Here is a 13,752-nt window from a genome sequence, read left to right as displayed (position 1 = left end):
TTTAGCCCGTAACGTCGCCATTCCCCACTCCCTTGTTAGCCAATAGGTGCCATTGACCACAAGTGACATCTCTGGCTTGAAATATTGTCCGTTCTAAGGCACTGATTATATTATCGAATATTCCGCATCAATCGACCACGAAGGAGATCAACCCAATGAGTGAACTAGTGGTAGGCCAACCAGCACCCAAATTCGAACTCCCAACCGATTCGAATGGCACCTTCTCACTCGCCCAGCAGCTGGGCAAAAACGTTGTCATCTTCTTTTACCCAAAAGACGACACAAGCGGCTGCACAATCGAAAACGTAGATTTTACCGCTTTGGTTTCTAAGTTCGAGGCTGCAAATACCGTTCTCATTGGCATCTCCGCAGATAGCATCAAGCGTCACGAAAACTTCCGCAAAAAGCATGATCTTGAAGTCATACTTGGCTCAGACCCAGACAAAAAAGTTATCGAACAATTTGGCGTTTGGGTAGAGAAGAAGATGTATGGCAAAATCCACTTCGGTATCGAACGCGCCACATTTCTGGTGGATGAGCACGGCAACCTCGCCCATATTTGGCGAAAAGTAAAAGCCAAGGGCCACGCCCAGGCCGTATTAGATGAGATTATTTCACGACAAGCATAATGCAGCCACATAATCTATTTGACGGCGCAGTTGCAATCGTTGCACAGCCCGACTTGAACCTCAAAACTGAATTGGCACTGCAGTTGGGCTCAGATTGGTTCCACCGCCGCTTGGGCAAGGGACGATTTGATGCAGCCAATTTACCCCTTATACCCGGCCGACCTGATAAGCCCATTTTGCTACATCCCACCAAGATGCCGAAACGCAACTTGAGTACTGAAAAAGGCCGACAGGCACACATTCACGCCCTCGCCCACATCGAGTTGAGCGCCGTGGACCTGACTTGGGATTTGATCGCCCGCTCGTGTGGGACCAACCTGCCCAAGTCCTATTTCGATAATTGGGTACAAGTGGGCATGGAAGAGGCAAAGCACTTCCGCCTCCTTGATATGCGCCTAAAAGAAATTGGCATGCAATATGGCGATTTGGCCGCCCACGACGGCCTTTGGCAGTCCTGTGCACAAACCGCGCACAATCTACTGGCGCGCTTGGCAATCATCCCCTTGGTGCTAGAGGCGCGCGGGCTCGACATTACGCCGCCAATGATTGAGAAAACCAAGACTCATGGCGATTTTGCAACCGCAAAAATCCTGCAAACCATCTATAATGATGAAAAGCGTCACGTCGCTTTTGGCGCGAAATGGTTCCGCTACATGTGCGACCTTGAAGGCAAAAAGCCAGTCGATACTTTTCAAAGCTTAGTGCGCAATCATTTTCGAGGAGCGCTCAAACCACCGTTTAACGACAAGGCCCGAAGCGCAGCCGGCCTGACGCCTCAGTTTTATAAACCTCTTGCCCCAATCATCGGCTAAGCTTTCGCGCTTTATTAACTATAGTCATTCACAATCAAAACCAATGATTTGATCAGTTCAGTGAGTAGCTTGTGCGCAGTTTTTCAGCCACCGGCCAGAAGGCCATCCCAAACCCCTATCTCGATTTTTTGTCGAGCGAAAAGTTTAAACACTTTTGGATATACACGCTGGTCGCCGTTCTATTTTCTAGCAACATCATGCTGGCAATTGCCCTTTACAAAAGTCCAAAAATTGCAGACGCCCTGTCTTCCAAATCCGCTATCCAACTGGCGGCATACGAGAACAGAATAGCGCATTTGCGCACCGAACTCGATCGGTTGCAGTCTCGCCAATACGCAAAATCGGGCGACATCAACCTTCAATTACAAGAACTTGCCGCCCAACAAGAACTCCTGATCGAACAGCATGATTACGTGAAGTCGCTGGCTGAAAAAGCAAAATCTTTAGGGCTGGACGTTAAGACCAAAAAAAGCGCTGCGCTGCGCACAAATGCGCTTCCTCTCATCACTGGCACAGATCAAACCGATATTTCCAATGCAAGTGAGAGCATTCTTGAGATGCAAGAGGAAAGCCTTTCGGCACTAAATGCCATCGCCCAATCTGCTGACAGCAGTGCGGACATTATAACGAACGAACTAAAGCGCGCTGGCCTCACCATAAAAGCTCAACCAGCGACAGGTGGGCCCTATCTGTCGCCGCGCCCCGATATGGAATATACCGACCACGTTGATGCGGCAAACGCTGCAATCGGCGCGCTCACCAGATTTCAAAGCGCGAAGCAGGCAGTTCAATCAGCCCCCATCCATCGCCCGCTGGCAAAGAAATACAGGTTTAGCTCGCGTTTTGGCAATCGCCGCGATCCATTCACCGGCAAGTCTGCCTTTCACTCTGGGCTTGATTTTGCAGCCCCCAAAGGCACAAGCGTAAAAGCAGTTGGGTCAGGCAAAGTCACTTTTGCGGGCACTAAAGGCGGATACGGCAATGCGGTCGAGATCACGCACCCAAGTGGCCTAGTATCCCGCTATGCACATTTGTCGGTCATTCGCGTATCAAAGGGGCAAACAGTCACGGCCAATAGCACAATTGGTTTAGTCGGTTCTACTGGCCGCAGCACCGGCGCACATCTACATCTAGAAGTTCGTCAGAATGATAAACCAATAAACCCCGACCGTTTTTTAACAGCCGGGGCAAAACTCGCTAAGTTCTTGAACTAGAAAACACTAGTCTTCGTCGTCGTCTTTGCCAACGCGCAACGCCAGTGCTGCTTCCATGAAACGGTCCAAATCGCCGTCAAGCACGTCAGCAGGCTGTGTGCTTTCAACGCCTGTGCGCAAGTCTTTGACCATTTGATAGGGCTGTAAAACATAAGAGCGAATCTGATGCCCCCACCCAATGTCAGACTTTTGCGCGCTTTCAGCGTTGGCCGCTTCTTCGCGCTTTTGCAATTCAGCTTCATAAAGCCGAGCACGCAGCATTTGCCAGGCTGTAGCCTTGTTCTTGTGCTGTGATCGATCGTTCTGGCATTGCACCACAATACCAGTCTCCAAGTGCGTAATCCGCACAGCACTGTCTGTGGTGTTCACATGCTGTCCACCAGCACCAGAGGCGCGGTATGTGTCGATCCGAACTTCAGATTCGGCCACTTCAATCTCAATACTATCGTCAATAACTGGATAAACCCAGATTGACGAGAAACTGGTGTGACGTCTTGCTTGAGAATCATATGGCGAAATCCGCACCAACCTGTGCACGCCGCTCTCAGTTTTCAACCATCCGTATGAGTTGATGCCTTTGATCAGCAAAGTCGCAGACTTAATGCCCGCCTCTTCGCCATCATGCATTTCCATCACTTCAACTTTGTGGCCACGCCGTTCCGCCCAACGGGTATACATGCGCAAGAGCATATTGGCCCAATCCTGGCTTTCCGTACCGCCAGCACCTGCATGCACCTCAATATAACAATCATTGGCATCAGCTTCGCCAGAAAGCAGAGTTTCCACCTGCTTGCGGTCTGTGATGGACTTGAGTTCAATCAGCGATTTTTCGGCTTCTGCAATTACCTCATCGTCGCCTTCCATCTCACCCAATTCAATGAGCTCAATATTGTCGCTAAGCGTTGCTTGCAGTTCAGCTAGAGCGTTGATCTGGCCCTCAAGGTAAGTGCGATCACGCATGACAGCTTGCGCTTTTTCCGTGTCGCTCCAAAGATCAGGGTCTTCGGCTTTTTGGTTTAATTCATCAAGGCGTGTCTGGGCCGTATCCCAGTCAAAGATGCCTCCTCAGCAGGCTCATCGCCTGCTCAATTTCATCCACTACGGATTGTATTTCTGCGCGCATAAGATCGTTTTAAAACTCACATTGGATTGAAGGTGTAGGTCTAACCAGTTTCGTTGGTTGGGGCAAGAACAGCCACAACCAACGTCATATAAATCCACTTGGTCAGAACAGGCCACCGCGTCCCGCGTTGAAGTCTTGGCTGGTGCCACCTTCAAGTTCTTGGAACACTTCAGAATCAATGCCAATAACCGACGTAATCAAGTTCGGACCAGTTCCGGGTTTAAAGGCTTCAACAATCGCTCCTTCACCACCAGAAACTTTCACACCGGTTTTTGGGTCAATCCAATAAGGGGTCATGCCTGCCGGTATGTTGAATGGCGTCGGGGGCTTTCCAGCTAGTGCTTTTTCCATAAAGGAAACAAATATCGGCGCAGCCAATTCGCCGCCCGTTGCAGCACGTCCCATGTTTTTGGGCGTGTCATATCCAACATAAACACCAACGGCCATTTCAGGCGTAAAGCCAACAAACCACGCATCCTTGTAGTCGTTCGAAGTGCCTGTTTTTCCTGCAACAGGGCGCCCAAGTGCCCTTACCCGTGCGCCCGTACCGCGCTTGACAACACCTTCCATCATTGAAGTGATTTGATAGGCGGTCATTGGGTCAAGCACTTGCTCGCGCGTATCGATAACCAATGGCTCGGCTTGGTTTTGCCATCCATCAGCATTGCAGCCATCACATATCCGCTCGTCGTGTTTAAACACGGTTTTTCCGTAGCGGTCCTGCACACGGTCAATTAGCGTTGGATTAATCTTGCGTCCACCGTTTGCAATCGTTGCATAGGCAGCTGTCATGCGCATAACACTGGTTTCACCCGCGCCGAGCGCCATCGCCAAATAGGGCGGTAAATTATCGTGAATACCAAACAAGCGAGAATATTCAGACACAAGCGGCATACCAATATCTTGCGCCAATCGCACGGTCATCACGTTTCGAGACCGTTCAATCCCACGGCGCAATGTCTGCGGACCATAGAAATTTGTCGAATAGTTTTCTGGTTTATAAGTCGAACCATCAGCATTCTGGATTTCCAACGGCGCGTCCAACACCACTGACGCTGGCGTATAGCCATTATCAAGCGCTGCAGCATAAACAAATGGCTTAAACGACGAACCAGGTTGGCGCTGCGCTTGTGTGGCGCGGTTAAACTCGGAACTCGCAAAAGAAAAACCACCAACCAAAGCCAAAACACGCCCAGTCCTCGGATCCATGGCAACCAATCCGCCTTCAACCTCCGGTGGCTGGCGTAATTGATAGACACCTTCTTGTCCCTCAACGGCTTCTACATAAATGACATCGCCAATATTCAGCACTTGCGAAAGCGGCTTGCTGATCCATTTCTGCTCTTTGCCGGGCAATAGCCCCGTTTCTCTTTCCGGGTTTACATTGCCTTGGATATCTTTTCCCGGATAAAGGCCCACAACGGCCGCATTTTGTTCCAATTCGATTACCACACCCAAGCGCCACTCGGGCACATCAGCAAGCGGTTCAATCTTAGACAAATTGCCGCCCCAATCACCTTCCAACTCAATGGTAGCAACGGGTCCGCGATAGCCTTTCTTTTGATCGAAGTCGACCAAACCATCCATTAGTGCTTTGCGGGCGAAAGCCTGAAGCTTTGGCTCCATAGTGGTGCGTACAGACAAACCACCGCCATAAAGCTGATCGTCACCATAAATGCGCGAAAGCCGACGCCGCACCTCTTCAGCAAAATACTCGGCTGAAAAAATCTGAGAACCCGATGTGCGCGGAAAAACGTTCAATGGTTCTTTTTGCGCCTCTTGTGCTTGTTCTTGGGTGATGTAACCTTCTTCAGCCATCCGTTCGATAACATAATTACGTCGCGCAATCGCTGCTTCGGGATGACGAATTGGGTGATAATTCGCAGGCCCTTTTGGCAATGCTGCAATGTAAGCCGCTTCTGCAATGGTTAGTTCGTAAAGCGCTTTATCAAAATAGTTGAGCGCCGCAGCGGATATCCCATAAGAATTCAACCCCAAGAATATCTCATTGAGGTACAACTCCATGATCTTGTCTTTGGAAAAGGTTTGCTCAATACGAATGGCGAGCAACATTTCTTTGATCTTACGATCCCAGGTTTGATCAAGGGTCAGCAAAAAGTTCCGCGCGACCTGCTGGGTAATTGTTGACGCACCAACCAGCGGGCCAGTCGAGCCATCAAGTTTCTTTTGCACGTTGTCGCGTAACGCCCGCACAATGCCGTCAAACGCCAAACCGCCGTGCGTATAAAAGTCTTTGTCTTCAACAGAAATAAACGCCTGCACGACAAGCGGGGGAACGGTTTCGATGGGTTGGAACAACCGGCGCTCGCGCGCATATTCGCCCAGCAAGGTGCCGTCGGCAGCATGTACACGAGTGGTTACGGGCGGCTGATAGTCTTTAAGCACGGTGTAATCAGGTAGGTCCTGAGAAAGGTTCCATAAGAACACACCAACAGCACCAAGCGCCAGAAAACCGACGAAGACGCCAAAGCCAAACAACCAACCCAAAAATCTTAGCATATCGTCAAAAGTTCCTGATCAACTGAGCGCGCTTTGTTGGATGCGCACAGAGTTTTCGCTTCTTTGTCATTTCGCCCTTGCTGCCCATGCGATACTGCTACGATTTGACCAGATTGTGGCCAACAACACTTAACACAGACATTTGGGGGCGCTTTAATCATGGTTGAACGCTAACGTCAAAATATTTGGCGATACCTAAAGAGAGCGTATGGGCAACCTTTTGCTGCCATTCGGCCTGAGAAAGATTGTTCAAATCAGCCCGGTTTGACAAAAAGCCCAATTCAATAAGAACAGAGGGCACCTCTGGCGCCTGCAAAACAAAAAAGTCAGCCTGCCGCAAAGGATGAGGCCGCATAGGCACCCGCCCACTCAATTGACGCACCACCTGCTGCGCCGCCACATAGGACTGGCGGCGCGTTTCCCGCCGCATCAGGTCCACCAAAATGTCGACCACAGCGTTATCAACTTCAGGTGGGCTAAACCCTGCCACCAGATCGGCTTGGTTTTCATTCTCTGCCAACACTTTGTCCAAAACGTCAGTCGCGTTCTCGTCCCGCGTATAAACACTGCCGCCGCGCACCTCAGGTTGATCAAAGGAATCTGCGTGCAAGGAAATGAATAGATTTGCTTGGTTGTCCCGCGCCAGCTGCACACGCTCGTTAAGGGTCAAAAAGGCATCGCCATCACGCGTCAACGCAACATCAAAACGATCAAGAGCAACCAGTTCGGCCTGCAATCGTTTAGCTACCTGCAGCACAATATTCTTTTCAAACTCACCATTTACACCTTCGGCCCCCATATCAATCCCACCGTGACCCGGGTCAATGATAATTAAAGGCCTCGTGCTGTTGCCGTTTGCAACCTTTGGCGTCACAGGCACAGTTTCTGGTTGTGGTTGTGCGGCTTCCGCCTGACGCTGCTGCTTGATCGCATCAACTGCCGCGTCAAACACTTCGCGCGTCCCCGGCTCCAACTCTATTACCAAACGCGCAGGTTGGTTGCCTTCGGCAGCCAACAAGTTGATATCGGCAATTTGAACTGGTTCGTTTAAAAAGATCACCGCGCGCGCCAACCCATCATCAATCATGCCAACGCTCATTTTTGACAAGAGCCCACTTCCTTCAACGGTTGTGGGTGCCAATTCGGCCAAACCATTCACGCTAAACTCGACAACAAGTCGGTCGGGCTCGTCTATTGGAAACGTGGAATACCCCACTTCAGCTGACAAATCGAAGACGATACGGCTACGTTCAGGCGCAGAAGCAATCCTGACATCCAGAATTTGTGATTCAGTCGCAGCAGTCTGCGCGAAGGCGCCCCAACACAACAAAACACTCAAGATGAATGCGGCGAAATATCTGCCTAAACCCCAATGCCGCATGGGCACCTCACTAATTCTGTTTCTCATCTCTATAAATGATTCTTTGAAATTCCACGTATCGTTGCAAGAAACTGATCCGGCAACAAAGTCCTTGTGCACAACAAAAGCGCCCAAATCCGGGCAATGGCCTGCGCACAAACCCATTTCACGAACATATTTGTTGCTAAAAACTCAATTCGAACGTAAACACTTAAAATGTGGACTGGTGCATTTTTGCCCAATGTTCGTGTCATTGCAGTAACTTCTACTAACATGGCCAACCATTGAAGCGTGTACCCAAAACCCTATATTCGGGCCAAAAGATGTGACGCTAGCACCCAGCTAGTCCACTGAAATGTAGAAGAATTCGGCCGAACGGCCAGCTCTTAATTGCGGACCTCCCTTCGTTATCGAGAGCATGAAGAAAGAAATTGTGATGAGGCATCTCAATCAAATTAGCGAACGCACGCAAAGCGCGCGACGGGCTAATATTGTGTGCCACACATTTTCCCCAAACAATCGCCCCGCCGCTAACTCCGGCTGTGGCTTACAAATGGAATACGCACCGAAGCGCACTGGCCGTCAGTCCCTCCTAAGTGGATTGAAACGCAGAAGCGCACGGCGGCGTGGAGTAACTTTATATGGCACCAAGAAAAATGCTGGTGGATGCAATCCACTCAGAAGAAACACGAGTAGTAGTAACTAGCGGTTCTCGTATTGAAGAATTCGATTTTGAGAGCGCCGCACGGCGGCAATTGCGCGGGAACATTTACCTCGCAAAAGTAACACGGGTAGAGCCTTCGTTACAGGCTGCATTTGTGGATTACGGTGGCAATCGTCACGGCTTCTTAGCATTCTCAGAAATTCACCCAGACTATTATCAAATCCCCCAAGCTGATCGCGATGCGCTTTTGGCTGAAGAGGAAGAAGACGAAGTTGTTGGCGCACAATCGGATGATCTGAGCAGCGCAGACCAACCAAGCATTCTAGATATTGAAGAGCCTGCCGACGAGCCAACTGGCGATGAAGCATCACCTGCGCAAGCTACAAAGGTTGAAACACCAAGCGTTGCGAGCGACGAAGTTGAAACGCCAAAAGCTGATCTAGAAACTGCAGCCGACAAAATCCTTGAAGCGGATGCGGACGCAGATGCGGATTCGACCAAGTCTGAAGAAGACGAAGTTGAACAAGTGGGTGCTGAAGATGCAATGGAAGAAGTTCCGCAGCGTCGCCGCAAGAAAAAAGCCAAAACCTACAAAATTCAAGAAGTGATCAAACGCCGTCAGGTGTTGTTGGTGCAAGTGGTCAAAGAAGAGCGCGGCAACAAAGGCGCAGCGCTGACTACTTATCTTTCACTAGCTGGTCGTTATTCTGTTTTGATGCCAAACACCGCACGTGGTGGTGGCATTTCGCGCAAAATCACCAACGCAGCTGACCGCAAGCGGCTTAAACAAGTCGCCAGCGAGCTGGACGTGCAAAAAGGCATGGGCGTTATCCTGCGTACAGCAGGCGCAAGCCGCACAAAAGCTGAAGTGAAGCGCGACTTTGAATATCTCCTGCGCTTGTGGGAAAATGTGCGCAGCCTTACCCTTGAATCAAGTGCGCCATGTCTTGTTTATGAAGAAGGCAGCTTGATCAAACGCTCCATCCGCGATCTTTACAACAAAGACATTGATGAAGTTCAAGTTTCAGGCGAAGAAGCATACCGTGAAGCCAAAGACTTCATGCGCATGATCATGCCATCGCACGCCAAAAACGTACAACCTTATCGCGAAGAACAACCAATTTTCTCCCGCCACGGCGTGGAACAACAATTGGATTCAATGTTCTCACCACAGGTAACATTGCCTTCCGGCGGCTATTTGGTGATCAACCCTACTGAAGCCCTTGTTTCAGTAGACGTGAACTCTGGTAAAGCCACCAAAGAACATAATATTGAAGATACCGCTCTTCAGACAAACCTTGAGGCCGCTGCCGAACTTGCACGTCAATTGCGTTTGCGCGACATGGCCGGCCTTGTAGTTATCGATTTCATCGATATGGAAGAGAAGCGCAACATCCGTGCGGTTGAACGCAAGCTTAAAGATAGTTTGAAAACTGATCGCGCGCGCATCCAAGTTGGTCGCATCTCGCACTTTGGTTTGCTTGAGATGTCACGCCAACGCATCCGCTTTGGTGTGCTTGAAAGTTCAACCATCACCTGCCCAGTTTGTACCGGCACCGGACTTGTGCGTTCAGTCGACAGTTTAGCACTAATGGTCATGCGCGCCATCGAAGACCAAGTGATGCGTAAGCAAGGTCAATCGATCAATGTTAAGGTACCAACTGAAGTTGCGCTTTATCTGTTGAATGCAAAACGCAGCCAATTGCTTGTTCTTGAACAACGTTTTGGTTTGGCAATTGCAATCACGGCGGAAAACCATCTGCTTGGCGATCAATTCACCATCGAAAAAGGCGACCCTTACGAAACAAGCGTTGCCCGCCAAACCAACCACGTCAAAGTCGACTCTGCGCCAATTCTCGCAGAGATTGAAGAAGATGATGTCGTGGTTGAGGACGAAGTTGAAGAAGTCGAAGCAGAAGCAACCACCGAACAAGAAGATGACCGTTCAAACCGTCGCCGCGGCAAACGCCGCCGCCGGGGCGGACGCGACCGCGATCGCAACAACCAGACAACGGAAGTTGCTGCATCTGACGAAGATAAGCCGGCCGCTGCAGAAAATGGTGATGATGAAGACGGCGATGATGATCAGCCCAAAAAGCGTCGTCGTCGGGGCCGTCGTGGTGGTCGCCGCAACCGTCGCGTTCAAGAAGATGGCGTAACAGCAACAAATGATGGTGAAACAGCAAGCGAAGAAGCTTCTGGTCCATCAGAAGGCACACAAGCACCAGCAATGGACGCAGAAGCTGCTGCAGCTATTGAATCAGCGCCAAGTGTAAGCGAAGCCGCACCCGAAGCTGAAACCGCTGACGAGAAACCGAAAAAGCGCACCCGTCGCCCACGGCGCAAAAAGACTGATGAACAGTCTGAAGTCGTGGCGCAAGAAGGCGCAGAAGTGGCACAAACTCCAGAAGCTTCCAAACCCGAAGCGGTTGAAGCCACAGAAGAAAAGCCAAAACGTCGTCGTGGTCGCAAATCAAACGCTGAAAAAGCGGCGGAAGCCTTGGCTGCTGAGAATGCTGCAAAGGCTGCTGAAGAAAAGCCCGCGAAAGCAGAGCCAAAAGAAGAAAAGCCTGCCGAGGTTGCGCCGATTGAAGTGAAAACTGAAGAAAAGCCAAGCAAACGGCCCGAGCGCGCTGAAAAGAAACTACCTGAAGAGGGTATTATCGTGACCTCATCTTCTCCGGCCAAGTCCGAAGAAGACACACCAGCAGAGCCTGAAAAGAAGGTGAAAAAGGGCTGGTGGCAGCGCAACATTCTAGGCAACTAGAAGAGCGCCACGCTCAATGACAATGTTTGAATATTACAATGGTCGGCTTAAAAAGCCGGCCATTTTTTCTATGGCATCTTCGATCGTTTCCCGCGAGCCAGCATACGAAAACCGCACAAACTTATTGCCATTCACCCGGTCAAAATCAACACCGGGCGTTGCGGCCACATCAGCACGCTCCAAGAGCTTTTTACAGAACTCGACGCTGTCATCGGTAAAGCTTGAAACGTTCGCATAAGCATAAAACGCGCCGTCGGACTGACAAACATCGCCAAAGCCCATTTCCTGCAATGCCCGGGTCAAAAGCAGACCATTGGTCAGATAGTGGACTTTTTGCGCGTCATAATAGTCCCTGCATTTCAACGCCACCTCACCCGCCAATTGGGACATGCTGGGCGCAGAAATAAACATATTCTGCGCCATAATCTCGGTGCGCCGCGCCATATCTTTTGGCAAGACCATCCAGCCCAATCGCCAACCGGTCATACAATAGTATTTTGAAAAACTATTGATGATGATCGCATCGTCGCCAAATTCAAGCGCTGATGTTTCAGCCATGCCATGGCTGAGCCCGTGGTAAATCTCGTCCGAGATAAACCGAACACCCAAATCACGGCAGGTCTTGATGATCTCTTCAAGTTCCTCACGTTCAATCATAGCGCCAGTGGGATTGGCAGGCGACGCCAACAATAATCCTGCAAAAGGCTGTTTCTCATATGCCGAACGCACTTCATCCGCATCCAAGCGCCAACTCTTTTCGGCAAACAACTCGATTTCAACAGGTTCAAAACCCAAGCTGGACAAAATGTTTAAATAGGCGGGATAACCAGGCCGCGTTACTGCAATCTTTGCACCGCGTTCGAACCCTGCCAAAAAGGCCAATATGAACCCAGCCGACGACCCGTTGGTCACAAGAATGTCTTCAGGATCCACAATTGCTTTGTGCTGCTGGCGATAATAATCGACCAAACCTTCTCGAAGCGACGCATTGCCTTTGGCATGTGTATAGCTTTGTGGCTCATTCTGAATCGCTGCGGCCACCGCCTCACGAACTTGCGGCGCAGCGCGAGCATCCGGTTCTCCCACTTCCAAATGGCAAACTTTGGTGCCCTGCGCTTCTTTTTGCTTTGCGAGAGCCAAAATCTCCATCGCATAAAACGGTCGCAACGCATCAAACTCTTGTGATTTCGCCATTAAAGTGCCCAACTTTCTTGCATTAGGTGCCATAAAGGTATGACGTCAAAAACTATCTTGCATCAGGCCATAATTCGATTGGGGCGCAAAGGTCAATTCAACAATGGTAAGAATTCTCTCCACACTTCTTTTTGGACTGGCCGTTCTCCTCGCCCCGATAGCCGCCAAAGCCCAAACCCTGCGATTGATTACGGACGCTGAAACCCAGTCCATGATCCGAGACTTTTCCGCCCCCCTGATGAAAGCGGCTGGCATCAACAACCGCGACCTACCAATCTATTTGGTCAACGACCGGCGGTTTAATGCCTTTGTGATCGAAAACGGCTCGCTCTTCATCAATTACGGCACCATCATTGACGCGAAAACACCCAATGCCCTCAAAGCCGTTTTAGCTCATGAAATTGGACATTTAGCAGGTGGTCATTTGCAAAGATTGCGCGAGCAGGCCGAGGTGCAAGCCAAAGTGCAGGCAGTGTCGATGTTGTTGGGTGTGGGCGTACTTGCCGCGGCTGCGGGGCAAGAAAACCGTGAGGATCTGGGGCGCATGGCCAGTGCCTTCATAATTGGGGCATCCTCTGCCAGCCAAAACGCCTTTATGGCCTATCGCCGATCAGAAGAAAGCGCCGCCGATGCTGCAGCCATCTCCTATCTTGAGCGCACCAAACAATCGCCCGAAGGATTGATCGATGTCCTTAATACGCTGAAAAGTAATCAGGGTCTAAGCGCGGGCGCATCGGGGTATTTGGGTACACACCCCCTCGCCCAAGACCGCATCAACCAAGTTCAAAACCGCGCCTCAGGCAGCCCGTTCCGCAAAAAACGAGATAGTCAAAAAGACATCATGCGGTTTGAACTGGTCAAGGCGAAACTGACAGGTTTTCTCGAACGAAGCCAAACAGTGCTGAACCGATATCCAAATACAGACAAGTCAATCGCAGCGCGCTATGCCCGCACAATTGCCGGTTATCGCGCGGGCGCAGGCGCAAGCGCTGTAAAACAAATGGCCGCTTTAGCCAATGCAGATCCACGCAATCCAAACTTCCAGGAAATGCTCGGACAAATGTATTATGAAACCGGCCAGCCAACCAAAGCCATCCCACCGCTAAAACGCGCAGTTGAGCTTTCACCAAATGAACCTGAATTTCGTTTGATCTACGCTTTGGCGTTGGCCGATACAGGCGACAATCCAAACATAGAAGAAGCCATTCGTCAGCTCAAACGTGTGTCGGCAACTTCACCAAAATCACCACGTCCCTTTGCGATACTCGCACGTGCTTATGCAAAACTTGGCGACAAAGGCCAAGCCGACCTAGCCTCAGCGGAAGCAGCCTTGCTGAATGGAGAAAAGGGTTTGGCGCGCAGTCTCGCCAAAAAGGCGCAACGCAATCTCACCAAAGGAACGCCTGCTTGGTTGCGTTCTGACGACATATTGTCCCTAACTTGATCTCAAACTCATTCTGATTCGAAAG

9 protein-coding genes are annotated in these 13,752 nt (G+C 50.4%); 5 read left to right on the top strand and 4 right to left on the bottom strand.

The genetic code is table 11. The annotated features are described in order from the left end of the window. The first annotated feature begins 155 nt into the window (after window positions 1–155). From O4H47_RS11470 to O4H47_RS11460, 3 genes are all read left to right on the top strand, one after another. Window positions 156–629, top strand: coding sequence for a peroxiredoxin (locus tag O4H47_RS11470; RefSeq protein WP_269394116.1), 474 nt, complete (start codon window positions 156–158; stop codon window positions 627–629). Next, window positions 629–1,441, top strand: coding sequence for a ferritin-like domain-containing protein (locus tag O4H47_RS11465; RefSeq protein WP_269394115.1), 813 nt, complete (start codon window positions 629–631; stop codon window positions 1,439–1,441). The genes O4H47_RS11470 and O4H47_RS11465 overlap by 1 nt, the downstream gene beginning before the upstream one ends. A 71-nt stretch (window positions 1,442–1,512) precedes the next feature. After that, on the top strand, window positions 1,513–2,655 hold the full coding sequence (locus O4H47_RS11460) for a M23 family metallopeptidase (protein ID WP_269394114.1): 1,143 nt from the start codon (window positions 1,513–1,515) through the stop codon (window positions 2,653–2,655). Between the two features lie 6 nt (window positions 2,656–2,661). Here O4H47_RS11460 and prfB read toward each other — a convergent pair. From prfB to O4H47_RS11445, 3 genes are all read right to left on the bottom strand, one after another. After that, window positions 2,662–3,778 (bottom strand): peptide chain release factor 2 gene (gene prfB, locus O4H47_RS11455; RefSeq protein WP_269394113.1). Its coding sequence is split into 2 segments (ribosomal slippage): window positions 2,662–3,708 and window positions 3,710–3,778, totalling 1,116 coding nucleotides; the frame shifts between segments, so codons are not numbered across the junction. 102 nt (window positions 3,779–3,880) lie between these two features. Next, on the bottom strand, window positions 3,881–6,298 hold the full coding sequence (locus O4H47_RS11450) for a penicillin-binding protein 1A (RefSeq protein WP_269394112.1): 2,418 nt from the start codon (window positions 6,296–6,298) through the stop codon (window positions 3,881–3,883). Between the two features lie 157 nt (window positions 6,299–6,455). Beyond that, window positions 6,456–7,679, bottom strand: a complete 1,224-nt coding sequence (locus tag O4H47_RS11445) for an N-acetylmuramoyl-L-alanine amidase (RefSeq protein WP_269394111.1) — start codon at window positions 7,677–7,679, stop codon at window positions 6,456–6,458. Between the two features lie 620 nt (window positions 7,680–8,299). Between O4H47_RS11445 and O4H47_RS11440 the strand changes: the two genes are divergently transcribed. After that, a complete protein-coding gene (locus tag O4H47_RS11440) occupies window positions 8,300–11,089 on the top strand; it encodes an Rne/Rng family ribonuclease (RefSeq protein ID WP_269394110.1) in 2,790 nt (929 codons plus the stop codon). A 33-nt stretch (window positions 11,090–11,122) separates the two neighbouring features. Here O4H47_RS11440 and O4H47_RS11435 read toward each other — a convergent pair whose 3' ends face one another. Further along, window positions 11,123–12,283, bottom strand: coding sequence for a pyridoxal phosphate-dependent aminotransferase (locus tag O4H47_RS11435; protein WP_269394109.1), 1,161 nt, complete (start codon window positions 12,281–12,283; stop codon window positions 11,123–11,125). Between the two features lie 103 nt (window positions 12,284–12,386). Between O4H47_RS11435 and O4H47_RS11430 the strand changes: the two genes are divergently transcribed. Continuing rightward, on the top strand, window positions 12,387–13,727 hold the full coding sequence (locus tag O4H47_RS11430) for a M48 family metalloprotease (protein ID WP_269394108.1): 1,341 nt from the start codon (window positions 12,387–12,389) through the stop codon (window positions 13,725–13,727). The last annotated feature ends 25 nt before the right edge of the window (window positions 13,728–13,752 follow it).

This window comes from Maritalea porphyrae, from assembly GCF_027213965.1.
In the GTDB taxonomy this organism is placed as follows: domain Bacteria; phylum Pseudomonadota; class Alphaproteobacteria; order Rhizobiales; family Devosiaceae; genus Maritalea; species Maritalea porphyrae_A.
This window is presented reverse-complemented; position numbering and strand designations above follow the sequence as displayed.